The sequence below is a fragment of the Bhargavaea sp. GQ12 genome, from assembly GCF_059758705.1.
The window spans coordinates 33,110-47,280 of sequence record NZ_JCAXEU010000021.1 but is presented as its reverse complement, the minus strand read 5'-3'; the positions used below and the strand labels follow the sequence as shown (position 1 = coordinate 47,280).

General features: G+C 53.9%; 13 protein-coding genes. 3 read left to right on the top strand and 10 right to left on the bottom strand.

All coding sequences use genetic code 11. The annotated features are described in order from the left end of the window. Positions 1–68: 68 nt before the first annotated feature. The 8 genes from AC6CHQ_RS14605 to dctP all read right to left on the bottom strand — a co-directional run bounded on the left by AC6CHQ_RS14605 (position 69) and on the right by dctP (position 9,352). Entirely contained in the window at positions 69–296 is a 228-nt protein-coding gene (locus AC6CHQ_RS14605; protein WP_092049886.1) for a hypothetical protein, read from the bottom strand. A 121-nt stretch (positions 297–417) separates the two neighbouring features. Then, entirely contained in the window at positions 418–978 is a 561-nt protein-coding gene (locus AC6CHQ_RS14600) for a GGDEF domain-containing protein (protein ID WP_498081945.1), read from the bottom strand. Between the two features lie 924 nt (positions 979–1,902). Beyond that, complete coding sequence (locus tag AC6CHQ_RS14595; RefSeq protein ID WP_092049892.1) at positions 1,903–3,162, bottom strand: exo-beta-N-acetylmuramidase NamZ family protein; 1,260 nt, start codon at positions 3,160–3,162, stop codon at positions 1,903–1,905. A 14-nt stretch (positions 3,163–3,176) separates the two neighbouring features. Next, positions 3,177–5,285: a glycoside hydrolase family 3 N-terminal domain-containing protein gene (locus AC6CHQ_RS14590; protein ID WP_498081944.1), complete on the bottom strand. Its 2,109-nt coding sequence runs from the start codon at positions 5,283–5,285 to the stop codon at positions 3,177–3,179. A gap of 13 nt (positions 5,286–5,298) precedes the next feature. Next, positions 5,299–6,942 carry a serine hydrolase domain-containing protein gene (locus AC6CHQ_RS14585; protein WP_498081943.1) on the bottom strand — a complete coding sequence of 548 codons (1,644 nt, stop codon included), beginning with the start codon at positions 6,940–6,942 and terminating at the stop codon, positions 5,299–5,301. Positions 6,943–7,213: 271 nt separating this feature from the next. Continuing rightward, on the bottom strand, positions 7,214–8,371 hold the full coding sequence (locus AC6CHQ_RS14580) for a TRAP transporter large permease (protein ID WP_498081942.1): 1,158 nt from the start codon (positions 8,369–8,371) through the stop codon (positions 7,214–7,216). Next, positions 8,368–8,847: a TRAP transporter small permease gene (locus AC6CHQ_RS14575; RefSeq protein WP_498081941.1), complete on the bottom strand. Its 480-nt coding sequence runs from the start codon at positions 8,845–8,847 to the stop codon at positions 8,368–8,370. Before AC6CHQ_RS14575 ends, AC6CHQ_RS14580 begins: the two co-directional genes overlap by 4 nt. Before the next feature lie 73 nt (positions 8,848–8,920). Next, positions 8,921–9,352, bottom strand: a complete 432-nt coding sequence (gene dctP / locus AC6CHQ_RS14570; protein WP_498081940.1) for a TRAP transporter substrate-binding protein DctP — start codon at positions 9,350–9,352, stop codon at positions 8,921–8,923. Here dctP and AC6CHQ_RS14565 point away from each other — a divergent pair. From AC6CHQ_RS14565 to AC6CHQ_RS14555, 3 genes are all read left to right on the top strand, one after another. Next, entirely contained in the window at positions 9,256–10,221 is a 966-nt protein-coding gene (locus AC6CHQ_RS14565) for an aminotransferase class I/II-fold pyridoxal phosphate-dependent enzyme (RefSeq protein WP_498081939.1), read from the top strand. The two genes, dctP and AC6CHQ_RS14565, sit on opposite strands and share 97 nt — an antisense overlap. A 441-nt stretch (positions 10,222–10,662) precedes the next feature. After that, positions 10,663–11,835: a hypothetical protein gene (locus tag AC6CHQ_RS14560; protein WP_498081938.1), complete on the top strand. Its 1,173-nt coding sequence runs from the start codon at positions 10,663–10,665 to the stop codon at positions 11,833–11,835. Between the two features lie 15 nt (positions 11,836–11,850). Next, on the top strand, positions 11,851–13,086 hold the full coding sequence (locus AC6CHQ_RS14555; RefSeq protein WP_498081937.1) for a metal-dependent hydrolase family protein: 1,236 nt from the start codon (positions 11,851–11,853) through the stop codon (positions 13,084–13,086). 102 nt (positions 13,087–13,188) lie between these two features. On the opposite strand, the gene AC6CHQ_RS14550 is transcribed toward AC6CHQ_RS14555, so the two are convergent. Both AC6CHQ_RS14550 and AC6CHQ_RS14545 read right to left on the bottom strand, forming a co-directional pair. Then, positions 13,189–13,578, bottom strand: coding sequence for a hypothetical protein (locus AC6CHQ_RS14550; protein WP_498081936.1), 390 nt, complete (start codon positions 13,576–13,578; stop codon positions 13,189–13,191). 6 nt (positions 13,579–13,584) lie between these two features. Next, on the bottom strand, positions 13,585–14,127 hold the full coding sequence (locus tag AC6CHQ_RS14545) for a DUF1643 domain-containing protein (RefSeq protein ID WP_498081935.1): 543 nt from the start codon (positions 14,125–14,127) through the stop codon (positions 13,585–13,587). Positions 14,128–14,171: the final 44 nt, after the last annotated feature.

Genomic DNA, 14,171 nt, shown 5'->3' with positions numbered 1-14,171 from the left:
CCAAAAACGGCGATGCGTTTCTGCATCACCGTTTTTGCTTTCTTCTTCTTTTTATGTGAACCTACCTTCTACTCCACGTCTTCCTCGTAATCCTTAGGCTCCAGATCGTCAGGGTTCGGGTCGTACGGGTCTGGCGGCTGAGTATCATGCGGATCCTCGATGTAAGTACTCGGCCCGCCTGTCGGGTTGGCTACCTCATCCGGTGTGGTGCAGTCAGGGCAGCGGTCAGGTTCCGCAGACTGTCCGGGATCAAACTCTTTGCCGCATTCGATACAAACCGGAAGCGGTTTAGTCATGGCTGCTCGCCTCCATCAAAGTCGTTGGGCTTATTATGCGGATTCTGGACGCATTTAAACCGGCAGTTCACAAGAAAGCGGCACTCTGATGAGTACCGCCCGCCACTTGCATTTATACACTTTAAAAAGTTTCCGTCGTCATCCCGGCTTTTCTCCGGTATTTATCGGCGTACATACAACAATCCGCAGATCCGAGCATCTCGTCATAAGTCCTGCCGTCTTCAGGAAATTGTGCTGTGCCGACTGATGCACTGACTCGCAGACCTTTGATTTCCAGGTTTTCAGCTTGTTCGAATTCGGTCAAGACCCGCTCCCGGACAGTATGAAGTTGTTCAGCAGCAGTTACAATCAGTGCGAATTCATCTCCACCAAGCCGATACACCTGCGCAAGCGATCCGGCTGCACGATTAAGAGCGCCTGCCACTTCCCTGAGGAGCCGGTCCCCGGCAAGATGTCCGAAGGTGTCATTCACTTCCTTGAATTGGTCCAGGTCCAGATAGATGAGGCCATATGCATCGTCCTCCCCCAGCAGTTTTCCCATTCCTTCCCTGAATGCCCGGTAATTCATCAGGCCAGTCAGTTCATCTTTATAAACGAGCGTCCGAAGCCGTTTGAGCTCCTTTTCCTGCCGGATCAGCCGTTGTCCGCAAAACTCGCTTAAACCCTGTGTTCTCATTTCCATTCCCCACGTCCCCTTTTCGCTCTCCATTTCTTCTCTCTATATGCGCACCAGGGCAGAAAAAAAGACCGTTATGAAACGATCATTGTAATGCGCTGATTGCACGCTCCAGCAAGTCAATATCCTCGGAGATCTGCATTTTCATTTCAGCGTCCCGGCATTGTTCCAAATCTATATATAATCGTGAAAGCTCGTTGGAGAACATCTGATATTCGATAGAATGTTCCAAACTTGGCGTTACCTCCAAAGTGGTGCTTAATAACCATTCTATTCCCATGTTGGGAAGCGGCAAAACCAGATTTTTTATCGTCCTGCACATGCATTACCCGGATTTCGGGTATGCAGGATCATTCCGCAAAACAATACGTGCGCCTGAAAGGAGGCATGCCCTCCGAAGCTATAACCGGTTCAGCCGTCACAGACGTTTTACAGCGTCTCCGTTCCGCGATCACGCGGGCATATTCATTCGCGTTTTCACTTTCAAGCAGCGAACGCTTCACGCCTCCCAAGACTACGATAAAAAGTCCATCTGCTCTCCAACCCGTTTCGATGATTTTAAGCCCTTCCCACATTCCGGCATCTCTCCTGTACGACAAAGAAGAATATAAAACTATTAATATTCAATATAATGTAAATTTAATAAGTCTATTCTACCCCCATAACTAATACTAAACAATGATTTCTTTTAGACAAATTGCGACAATACTCACTGCCGGCAAAGCACGATAACGCTCAAAAACAAGATTTCAAAAATACCAGGAAACAACGGTGAACCGAGTCAGTGCCCCCGCCGGATGAATTGGCAAGAAACTGTTTATCCCTCATTAGGATTCCGGCCCGATTTGTAATGATCCCTAACGGCTCGGTAATCATTCACACATAAAAAGCAGGCAGGGATTTCGATTCCCCTGCCTGCTTTTTATCTTCTTAATACAACAAGTACCGCTTCCTTACGTCTTTGAATGCCTTCAGTTCCTCTTCCCATTCCGCTTTCATTTCTTCAACGCTCATGCCGTTTTCGATGCCTTCGCGAATCCAGCCGTTTCCGATCAGGTTGTCGAAGAAGCTGGTGAGCGTGACGTCTTCCGGATACAGGTCGTGGATCGTCTTGACTATGTGGAGTCCGGTTTCGACCGGCTTGTAGTCGTCACGGTCCGTGATGTGGACCTGGATGCCGTGGGACAGTGTGTCAGCATGCTTGGAGAACATCGGCGTGAACGACGCTGCGCGGAAGCTGACGCCCGGGAGTTCCAGTGCGTTCAGTTCGGCCGCAAGTTCGGTGCTGTTGATGAACGGTGCGCCGATGAGTTCGAACGGTTTGGTCGTGCCTCTCCCTTCGGAAACGTTCGTCCCTTCAATCAGTGCGGTGCCCGGATAGGCGAGGGCCGTTTCCAGTGTCGGCATGTTCGGGGACGGCAGGACGAATGGAAGTCCTGTTTCGTCAAAGTACGATTTGCGTTTCCATTTCTTCATTTCTACGACGGTCAGTTCCGCACCGATGCCGAATTCTGCATTAAACAGTTTGGCGAGTTCACCGACGGTCATTCCGTGGCGGAGCGGAATGGCGTACTGTCCGACAAAGGACGCGAATTCCGGATCAAGGACCGGCCCTTCAACTTTCTCCCCGCCGAGCGGGTTCGGACGGTCAAGCACGATAAAAGGTATGTCCTGTTCTTCAGCCGCTTCCATCGCGAGCGCCATCGTGTAGATGTACGTGTAGAAGCGGGTGCCGACGTCCTGGATGTCAAAGACGAGCACGTCGACATTCTCGAGCATTTCCGGTGTCGGCTTGCGTGTCTGGCCGTACAGGCTGTACACCGGGAGGCCCGTCACTTCATCGATGTAGTACTCAACATACTGTCCTGCCTGCGCGTCGCCGCGCACACCGTGCTCAGGGCCATACAGCGCCGTCAGTTCAACGTCCGGATCATTGTGGAGCAGGTCGACGATGCTGTTCAGGCCCTTATCGACGCCGGTCGGGTTCGTGATGAGTCCGACGCGCTTACCTTCAATCAGATGCTTTTGTTCGTCCAGCAGCACGTCCACTCCAAGTGAGATTTCGTGCCCTTTGCGGTGCTTGTTGTGATCCTGCGATTTCCCGTTGCCCTTGTCATGGTCGGCGAATGCGACCGTCAGTGTGGACAGAACGAGCATGGCAGTCAGCAGAGCAATCAGTCGTTTTTTCAATGAAACTCTCCCCCTCAGTAAGTCAATCCATGTCCGAATCCGTAAAGGACCCCTCCGTCAGCACCAGGAATAGTGATCGGCAGCGTTCCTGACGGCGCAACCTCGCCGAACAGGATGGAAGCGGTCGCCTTGAAGCTTGCTGTACGGAAGCCGTACTGCGCGAGATAAGCATTCGCATTCGGGTAAGCCATGATGTCGTACGGATTCCGGATGCCGACGCCGATCACCGGTGTGTCGGTTTCCGTAATCAGCTGGTTGACCATCCGCATCTGCGCGCTGGTTGCGGAGCGCTGGGAAACGGTGGATGTGACCGTTCCGGCGATGACTGCCTTCGCTTCCCTTACCTGTGCAAGCTGTTCGTCCGTCAGCGGTGCGCTGGCCTTGATCAGCACCGTGTTGTCATGTTTCGCCTTTACTGCATTGTACAGATCATCGATATACGTGTTGCCGACGATGATAATCCGGTCATCCGCATTTGGGGCGAGAGGTAGAACGCCTTCGTTTTTCACGAGTGTTACAGACTGTTCCGCTACTGCACGTTCCACAGCCTTATGTTCTTCAGATCCGACTACCTCAAGTGCGTTCGCAATCTTTTCTTCAACGGGCTTCGGGTTTTCTTCCTTGAGGATACCGCGTTCAAGCTTCAGCTTCAGGATCCGCCCGACGGATGCTTCGATGCGTTCTTCGGAAATGTCTCCGTCGCGGACCGCGTCATATACGCCGTTCGCGACGGTTTCAAGGCCAACCGGCATCAGTACGATATCGGTGCCCGCCTGGATTGCCTTGATGACAGCGTCAACCGGGCCGAAGTGGTCGGCGATCGCCTGCATGTTCAGCGCATCCGTGATGATAAGCCCGTCATAGCCCATTTCCTCTCTCATGAGCCCGGTCAGCACTTTGTGGGAAAGCGTGGCCGGAACATGGATCTCCTGCCCGTCTTTTTTCGAAATCACTTTCGTATCATCGATTTTCGGGAAGGTAACGTGAGCCGTCATGATGGCGTCGATGCCTTCATCCATCGCCCGCTGGAACGGGTACAGCTCGACTTCCATCAGCCGCTCCTTGTCATGCGGCACTTCAGGCAGACCGAGGTGGGAGTCGACCGCCGTGTCCCCGTGCCCCGGGAAGTGCTTGGCCGTCGCCGCCGTGCCGGTATCCTGGAGCCCCTTTACATAAGCGGTCCCGAGGTCCGCGACCAGTTCAGGATCTTCCCCGAACGAGCGGACGCCGATCACCGGATTGTCCGGGTTGTTGTTGATGTCGAGCACCGGTGCCAGGTCGAAGTTGATGCCGAGGGAAGCCAGTTCCTCGCCGATCACCCGTCCGGTGTCATAGGCCAGTTCCTCGGAACGGGTTGCACCAAGTGCCATGTTGCCCGGCATGTCAGTCCCCGACTGCAGTCGCGTCACGATGCCGCCTTCCTGGTCAATCGTCAGGAACATCCCGTACTTTTCGGAGGCTGCCTGGTAGGCGTGCGCCAGGCGGGTCGTCTGCTCGGTCGTCACGACGTTCTCGCGGAAGAGGATAACGCCACCGAGGTGGTAGTCCTTCACGAGTCGCTCGATCTCAGGGAGCATTTCCGTCACGTTTTCCCCGTTCCAGTTGCGGAAGTCCGGCATAAGCATCTGCCCGACTTTTTCCTCCATCGTCATCTGGCGGATCGCGTTGTCCACGATATTGTAGCGCTCGCCGGTTTCCTTGACGATCGTCACCTTTCCAGGCGGCTTGCCCTTGCCCGCTCTCGCTTTCGGATCCGGCTTTGCATGGATTGCGATCCGGTCGGAATTGGTTCCGTCCGTCACACTGATCCATGTTCTCCCCGGCTTTCCGGTTGCCGTTACCTTCCCTGCCGCATCCACTGATGCGACGTTTTGATTGGAAGAAGACCAAACTTGGCCGTCCGTTTTCTTGAAATGTCCGTCCTGGTACACATGGAGAGCTGTCAGCTGCAGCTCCCCGTTGTCCGCTTCATGACCGATCTCCGGCACGTTCTGGAGAATCACCACGTCTTTAATCTTCGGCTCTTCCGCAGCACCCGCAGTGCCCGCGCCCGTCATTATCGGTGTCGCGACCAGCACCGCGACCAAAAACGGCAGCAGCAACACCTTTCGCATCTTCGTCATGCTTCATTCCCCCTTAATGATCTCTTAAAGCCCAACCCTCGGTATGTCCGGCAGGCTCCAAGATTTCCCCATCCGCCATCACGTTCCCGACATACCAGCCCCGGCCGTTAACGGATGCGTCGGTGTCGTAGCGGAAGCGGACAAACTCGGTGCCTTCAGGCAGTTCTGCCGTCACCCGCTCCATATCCCCGCCGTTTCCGGTCAATGACGCGAGTTCCGTCCAGCTCACCCCGTCAGCCGAGACTTCCACCCGGCCAAAGTCAGATCCGTCTTCAAGGCGGTGCCAGGAATCAAATGAAAGCTCGGCTGCTTCATCGTTCAACTGGAACCCAAGCGTCCGGTCCAGCTGGTCCCCGTAGCCCGAGAACCACATATCATCATGCTTCGGGAGCGGCGCCGGAATGGCATCCGCCACATGACGGGCAACCGTCCGCCGGATCGTATTGAGTGAAATCGTATTTCGCGACGGATGCACCCGGTTCGTCAATAAGATGGCGATCGTCTGGTTTTTCTTGCTCACGGCGATGCTTGTCCCGGTATAGCCCGTATGTCCTGCCGTACCCGAATCAGCCAGTGCATCCATGTACCAGCCCTGGTTCAGTTCCCAGCCAAGACCGTGATCATTGCCAGGGAATCCCGGAATCTGGTTTTCTTCAAGAAGGCGGACCGTCTCCGGCTTCAGGATCCGCTTGCCGCCGTACCGGCCGTCATTCAGGAACATATGCGCGAACTTGGCAAGGTCCGTCGCCGTCGAGAACACACCGGCGTGCCCCGCCACTCCATCCAGCGACCAGGCGTTTTCATCATGGACACTTCCCCAGACGATGCCCCTGCCGAGTGCAGGCTGGTATTCGGTTGCTGCAATCCTGTGCTGCAGCTCTGCAGGCGGATTGTACATCGTATCCTTCATCCCGAGCGGCCCCGTGATTTCATCTTTGATGAACTCGTCCAGACGCTTTCCGGAAAGTCGCTCCACAAGGGAACCAAGTGTGATCATATTCAGGTCGCTGTACGTGTACTTCGTCCCAGGAGAATTGGCGAGCGGATAGCGGTGGGCGATGTCCAACCGGTCCTCCCGGGTATCACCCTGGCTATAAAGCGGCACCCACGCAGTAAATCCGGATGTATGGGTCATCAGTTGGCGGATCGTCACGTCCTCCTTGCCGTTGTCGGCAAACTCCGGGATGTACGCGGCGACCGGATCATCCAGCGAGAAAAGCCCCTGCTCATAAAGTTTCATTGCAGCGGTCGTCGTGAAGATCTTGCTGATGGAGGCCAGATCGAAAATCGTTTCCTCCGTCATGGCAACCGGCTCGTCCATCTCCGTAAACTGATCATCGGTATACAGCGCCGAATGTCCGTATGCCTCATGCTTTACGACATGGCCGTTCCTCGCCACGAACACCACCGCTCCCGGGAATGTCCTGTCCGCAATGCTTTGCCCGATTGCCCCGTCAATCGAATCCAGCGGTGCCTGGACCATTCCGGCACCTTTAACGGAACCCGGATGCAGGACCGGCGACATCGGGCCCGGCCGGTCCCAATGCTTGTTCACCGCTCCCCCTCCTGCTGTCACCGGCATTGCAAAGACGGTACCGAGTGCCATTGTGCCCGTCAATACGGCGGCAACCCTCGCTTTCTTCGTAACTTTCAGCATGCTTTCCCCTACTCCCCTTCTAAATTGACAGTACTTTCCCACAGTTTATCGAACTTAAGAAACGCCGCCTATCATACAGAAGTCGCCATTATGAAAGCGGTTACCGGGAATTTGATCCGTCCGCCCGATCCGATTGATACATTTGTCAGATTGAAGATGGTGCTATCTGATTATGAAGAAATGGCATCCATCCGGGATTGTAAATAAGTCCCTGTAACACAAAAAAAGATGGACAGCCATTGGGCTATCCATCGCTACTTCTGAAACCCATTCAAAAAACCACTGCAATCATCTCAATCTTCTCGTCATACGGGTTTTCGATGCCATGTCCCTGCCCCTGCCGAATCACACAGAACATGCCGAAGTGGATCGGGTCGATGCCGTACTGCATGGCGATCGGCATGAAGATCGGGCCAAGCAGGATGATCAGCGACGTCACTTCCGTCAGCATGCCGAGAATCAGCAGGATGACCGAGACGACCAGCAGGAACTGGAGCGGTGTGGAAGCGAACCCGAGGAAGAAGTCGGAGATCACTTCAGGCAGCCGGTTCACCGTCAGCACATAAGTGAAGACACTCGCAAAGGAAATAATGATTAGGCTAATGGCCGACGTCACAGCAGAATTCGCCATGATGTTCTTGAACTTCTTGACGTTCAGCTCCCCGTAGAACATCGCCAAAATGAATCCGTAGACGACCGCAATGCTCGCAGCCTCTGTCGCCGTGACCAGTCCGCTGAAAATCCCTCCAAGGATAAAGACCGGGGACAGCAGCGGAAGCAACGCCGACCTGACGATTGACCAGAATTCCTTCCCGCTCACATGTGCATTCTCAACGACGCCAAAGCCTTTTTTCTTCGACATCCACGACACATAGATGCAAAGTGCGACGGTCAGGATAATTCCTGGGATAAAGCCGGCAATAAACAGCTTGCCGATGGAAATGTTCGTGGTCACGCCGAGGATGACCATCGTGATGCTGGGCGGTATGATCAGGCCAAGAACCCCTGCAGGCCCGATGATGCTGGCGATAAACGAATTGCTGTATTTCTGCTCTTTCATCCGTGGGACAATCACCGATCCCACAGCGTATGTAGTGGCGACAGTCGACCCGGACACGGTGCCGAAGAACGCACTCGTGACGACTGCAGTCATCCCGAGGCCTCCGGAAAACCGTCCCACGATGGCATCGGCCAATGCCATCAGCCTCTTGGTCAGGCCGCCTTCACCCATGATATTCCCGGCAAGGATAAACAGCGGAATCGCCAGATAAGAAAAGTTGTTCACGCCTGCGAACAACCGCTGAATCACGACTTCAAGCGGAACACCGCTGACCACCAATACACCGATCGACACAAAGCCGATCGTAAATGCAATCGGCATCCCGAGGAACAGGAGGGCGAAGAAGGCAAGCAGGATCGAGACAATCATAAGCTCGCCTCCTTTTGTTCAGCCTGATTCGGATTCAAGATGTGCACAACGATGAAGTAAAGTGCGAACAGAGAACTGACCGGAATGGCCAGGTAGAAAACCGCCATCGGCAGCCGCATGGTCGCGGATGCTGTCGTCAGCGCAGTCATCGACAGACTGAAGCCGTAGAAGACCAGGACGGCCAGCAGCACGGCGACCAGAACATAAATCAATGTATCGATAATGCGCTGGTACCGCTCACTTGCCAGATTCACAAAATACCGGACATCCAAATGCATTTTTTCATGGATGGCCAAGGCTGATCCCAAAAACGTCAGCCACACAATCAGCAGCCTTGCCAGTTCTTCAGTGGCAGGAAGCGAGACATCGAAAAATCTCGAGACAACCTGGATCAACACGATGGCCGACAGTAAAGCCAATGCGATGATGCATAAGTAAGATAAGATCTTTGCCAAAATCGTAGCCAGCTTTTCCAAAAGTGTTCCTCCTATTGTTCCTGATGCAAAAAGCCATCGGTGCGGGATGCCGCCGGTCAGGCGGCCTGTTTATTCACCAGCCGGAAGCGGCACGGTACACGTCCATCAGTTCGCTTCCGAAATGTTCCTTCTCCCATTTGTCATAGACCGGCAGCATGGCTTCACGGAACGCTTCCGTATCGACATTGTCGTTGATTTCCATGCCCCGTTCCTCGAGCGTATCGAGGTATTCCTGTTCCATCCCGTCATTCCGCTCACGGATTTCATTCGAGATCCTGTCCGTCTCGGCCAAAATGATTTCCTGGTCTTCAGGGGAGATTGCTGCCCATGTCTCGTCATTCACGAAAAGCATGACCGTGTTATAAAAATGGCCGGTCAAAGACAGGTAGTCCTGCACCTCATCAAACTTTGGGGCGACGATATTCGCCAGCGGATTTTCCTGCGCATCCAGAACCCCCTGCTGGAGCGCCCACCAACGGGGCGAGCGAAGGAATCGACTCGACACTCCGCACTTTATTAAATGAAGGCGATGAGGTGATCCTTCCTGCCCCGATCTATTCCGGATATGAGCCGGTGATTCGTTTGGCCGGGGCAACACCTGTTTACCTGGATACATCCGAAACCGGTTTCCAACCGGATGCCGAGGCTTTGGAGGCGCTGATCACCTTCCGCACAAAAGCGGTGATCTTTAACTATCCTTCCAACCCGACAGGCGTCACCCTTACTCGCAAAGCGATGGATGGGCTGATCAGGGTCCTCAGCAAACACAAATTGTGGGTCGTCTCCGACGAAATCTACAGTGAAAACACCTACGGAGACGGCCATATTTCCTTTGCCTCCTACCCGGAGATCCGGGACAGGCTTATCCTGATCCACGGCCTGTCCAAATCACATGCCATGACCGGGTGGCGGATCGGATTTACGCTGGGATCTCGGGAGATCATGGAGCAGATCCTGAAAGTCCACCTTTCCAGCACAATCTGCGCTTCCCTGCCGGGCCAGTATGCCGCGATTGAAGCGCTCGATCACTGCAGGGATGCTCCGGGAGAGATGAACAAACAATATATCGAACGCAGAAACTATGTCATGGGCAGTCTCCGGCAGATGGGGCTCGAAACGGAACAACCCGACGGGGCTTTCTATCTGTTCCCATCGATTAAAGACACCGGCCTGACTTCATATGAATTCGCCGAACAGCTGCTGGACCGTCAACATGTCGCGGTCGTACCGGGCAGCTCGTTCACATCTTACGGCGAAGGCCATATCCGGATCTCCTATGCCAACTCCATGGAGAACCTGGTAAAAGCCATGGACCGGATGGAAGCTTTTGTCCGGGAACACTCGTTGTCCCCATTACATCATTCCGGGATGTAATTTCGTCATTCGTGACCGCAGTTTCGTCATTCAGACTCCCGGTTTCGTCATTCAGACTCCCAGTTTCGTCATTCGGCCTTTCCCCGGAAACGAATGACGAAATCAACCTCTCTTTTTTTAAATCAGAAAGCGGCACCGGATGGATTTCCGGTGCCGCTCTTCTGTCTCCATAATTGGCAGCGATTGTCACAACAAATGATTGAAAGCGCCTCCATTAAACACCACATGAAAGAACAGTTTTTTACAATAAAAAATCCGACATCTCTCCTAACCTCATGAACAGCAAGGTCTTTCATTACACTCAATAAATACAAATATACAAAATCCGATATATTTCTAAAAATTCTATTGACTATCCTTCCTTATTTTCTGTAGAATCAGTTCATTGAATAAGCCAACCCGGTTGGCGCAATGAATTTAGTTTGGAAAGAAGGACTCGTCATGTCAGAAATCATACATTCTCCACTAGTTGCCACTGTACTCGTTTTTGCACTGATCGCTTTCGGTGAGTGGCTCTCAATCGTATCGCGTGCCCGCGTTCCGATGCTGCTGACCGCCATGGTCGGCTTCATGATCCTTACCTGGACGGGCATCTTCCCGGAAAACATTCTGGAAAGCTCCCAGTTCGCAACGCTCGGTGCCATTCTGATCGGGCCGGCCATTGTTCATATGGGGACACTCATCCCGATGAAGGTCCTCAGGGAGCAATACCGTGCGGTCGTGATCTCGTTGGCCGGGGTTGTCGTTGCAGCCATCCTGATTTTCACAATCATTCCGTTTGTCTTTAACTTCGAGACAGCGGTAGCGGGCATGGGACCGATCAGCGGCGGCGTGGTGGCGATGATCATCACGACCGAAAAACTGCAGCAATTGGATCTTGGAACGGTTGCCCTGATCCCCGCACTGATCGTCGCATTCCAGGGCCTGATCGGCATGCCGCTTGCCCTGAACTTCATGCGTTCCTATGCTAAACGGCTGATCGGCAAGATTGACGATGGCACCTTTACGCCGATGAACGCCCAACTTGTAGAAGAACTGGAGGAAACCAAGAAACTCGGGCCGGTGCGCTCCAGTATGACAATCCGGCTGTTCCTCGTCTTCGTTGTCGGTGCGCTCGGCGTTGTCCTCGGTTCTATCACACCGATCAACTATAGTATCTGGTGCCTCGTGTTCGGTATCATCGGTGCAAAGATCGGCTTCCTCGAGCAGGAGTCCCTCGTGAAGGCAAACTCGTTCACACTGACATTGGTCGGCATCATGTTCGTCGTCATCGGTTCCATGGCAGGTGTCTCCCCTCAGGATGTCATGACACAGCTTCCGGCAGTTGCCGCGATCATCATCCTCGGAACGGCCGGAATCGCGCTCGGCGGATATGTAGGCGCGAAACTCGTCAAATGGGATCCGCTAAAAGGAATGCCGGTTGCACTCACCGCACTGTTCGGTTTCCCTGGGGATTACCTGCTGTGTGAAGAAGTCGCACGAAGCACGGCCCGGACAAAGGATGAGGAAAAGCTCATCTTCAACGAATTGCTGACCCCGATGCTGATTGGCGGATTTACGACGGTCACCGTTGCCTCGGTCTTCATCGCCGGCATACTCGTTTCATTCTTATAATTGGAGGAATTCTTAATGACTACGACCATCATCGAAAACGGACAAATCATCGACGGTACCGGAAGCGAGCCGCGCCAGGGAATCGTTGTCGTAAAAGACAACAAAATCGACTACATCGGGGACGCTTCGGGCTATACGAAAACCGGTGACGAGACAGTGGTCGATGCGGGAGGCAACACCGTCCTTCCCGGATTCATCGACACACACGTCCATATGATGTTTGAATATGCACCGCTCCAGCAGCGGCTGACGACGCCATTCAGCTACATGTTCTATCAGGCGATGGCGTACATGAAGAAGACACTCGATGCGGGCGTGACTTCTGTCCGTGATGCGCTCGGGACTGATCTCGGTGTAAAGCGCGCCATTGAAGACGGGCTGATCCAAGGACCGCGCGTCCAGGTCAGCATCAATGCCCTCACCATCACAGGCGGCCACGGCGACGGTATGCAGCTGAACGGCGATGTGTTCGACATCTCCCCTTCCGGCTACCGCGGCATGCCGAATGGAATCGCTGATGGCGTCGATGAAGTCCGCAAGAAAACACGTGAAATGCTGCGCGCCGGAGCGGAAGTCATCAAAGTGCACGCTACGGGCGGCGTCCTGAGCCCGACCGACCATCCCGAGTTCACTCAGTACTCGTTCGAAGAACTCTCGGCAATCGTCGAAGAAGCCCGTTTCCGCAATGGCGTCAAAGTGATGGCCCACGCCCAGGGCGCGGAAGGCATCAAGAACGCAGTCCGTGCGGGCGTCCACTCCATTGAACACGGCATCTATCTGGATGACGAAGCGATCGAACTGATGAAAGAAAACGGGACATATCTCGTACCGACCTTGCTGGCTCCGGTCGCCGTTCTGGAAACAGCGGAAGAAGTCGGCATGCCTCAGTCGGCAGTTGAACAATCCGCTGAAGTCATCGAACACCACAAAGCAAGCTTTGCAAAGGCCTACCAGGCAGGCGTGAACATCGCAATGGGCACCGATGCCGGCGTATTCAGGCACGGCACCAATCTGCGCGAACTCGGCCTCATGGTCGACTGCGGCATGACCCCGATGGACGCCATCGTCACCTCCACCAAGTCTGCTGCAGAATGCATGGGCTGGGAGGACAAAGTGGGTACGCTCGAAGAAGGCAAACTTGCAGACATCGTCATTGCAAAAGGCAACCCGCTGGAAGATATCAATTCCCTATCCAATCCCGACAACATCCTGACTGTCCTGAAAGACGGGGAATTGGTGAAGGGACAGTAAATTTTCGAATAGAAATACGCGCACCTCTCGGGAGATGCGCGTCCGGCTGCAGACAAGGCGAAGAAATTCGCTTTTTCTGCAGTTTTTTATTTAGTGTCCCACTTACAACCACGCGTTGCCCTCCCACTTCTTATCTTCCACTTCCCGGATTAATGTTATTTTCCCTTTGCCACAGTAATACTTCGACCAGATATAGACCTCCTGGTCGATGTGGCGATAGGCAAACTCATGGACGTGATCGGCATCCGGATCGCGCTCCCAGGAAATGATGAATTCGTGGCCGTCTTCCCGTTGATAGATGTTGAGATAACAGATTCTGTACAGCCACTTGGACTTGTCGCTGTCGATCCAGACCCAGTCTTCTTCCCAGTCATCTCCCTGGTTGACCCACTCGCCCATTTCACCACGCGGGTGCTGGCGGTAACTTCGGGAAAATTGTTCGATCACCTGTCCGATTTGCATCAGGAAACGGAAAATCGGATTGCGCCTCATGACCGGTCAACGTCTATATTCAACGAGGGGCGTATCGGACCGCAGTAATAGCGGGTGCTTGGGCATTCCGCTTTTCGTTGTCCCCAGGCAGTAGGAAGTTTTTCCGGCTTCCTGAATCATATCGAGGATCACCTGATCCCTGCCTTCCCTTCTGCCATACTGCCCCCACGCAACAATGACTAGCCGGGCGTTTCCGATCGCATCCGCCAAGTGCTGGTCATTCGGGGGATGATGGCGGTCACCCGTGCCAAAAAGCACTTGAGGACTTTTCGTCCTAATTGAATAGAGATTGACGACCTCAAGGGACCCGAAGCCGTGGTGCCTGGCAATGTTCATGCACTGATTCAGCGTCGCATCAGGCTTTCCCGCGTCTGCGGTGCTCGGATTCAGCATCACGAACAGGCACTCGGGCTTGCCTGTCTCCCAAGTCACACTTAGCCGGTATCGGTGTCTTCCCGTATGGTCAACCATTACAAGGACATTTTCATCTTTAGGCCAAACCCCCGACTCGATCCGCACATCCTCTTCTGTCCAGACGACCATCTCCATTCCCCTTTCCCCTATCAAAAAGAAGCAGCCATAGCAGCTGCTTC

Coding starts and splice junctions, on each gene's coding strand:
- AC6CHQ_RS14605 (WP_092049886.1), bottom strand. CDS start 296: ATGACTAAACCGCTTCCGGTTTGTATCGAATGCGGCAAAGAGTTTGAT.
- AC6CHQ_RS14600 (WP_498081945.1), bottom strand. CDS start 978: ATGGAAATGAGAACACAGGGTTTAAGCGAGTTTTGCGGACAACGGCTG.
- AC6CHQ_RS14590 (WP_498081944.1), bottom strand. CDS start 5,285: ATGACGAAGATGCGAAAGGTGTTGCTGCTGCCGTTTTTGGTCGCGGTG.
- AC6CHQ_RS14585 (WP_498081943.1), bottom strand. CDS start 6,942: ATGCTGAAAGTTACGAAGAAAGCGAGGGTTGCCGCCGTATTGACGGGC.
- AC6CHQ_RS14580 (WP_498081942.1), bottom strand. CDS start 8,371: ATGATTGTCTCGATCCTGCTTGCCTTCTTCGCCCTCCTGTTCCTCGGG.
- AC6CHQ_RS14560 (WP_498081938.1), top strand. CDS start 10,663: ATGTCAGAAATCATACATTCTCCACTAGTTGCCACTGTACTCGTTTTT.
- AC6CHQ_RS14555 (WP_498081937.1), top strand. CDS start 11,851: ATGACTACGACCATCATCGAAAACGGACAAATCATCGACGGTACCGGA.
- AC6CHQ_RS14550 (WP_498081936.1), bottom strand. CDS start 13,578: ATGAGGCGCAATCCGATTTTCCGTTTCCTGATGCAAATCGGACAGGTG.
- AC6CHQ_RS14545 (WP_498081935.1), bottom strand. CDS start 14,127: ATGGAGATGGTCGTCTGGACAGAAGAGGATGTGCGGATCGAGTCGGGG.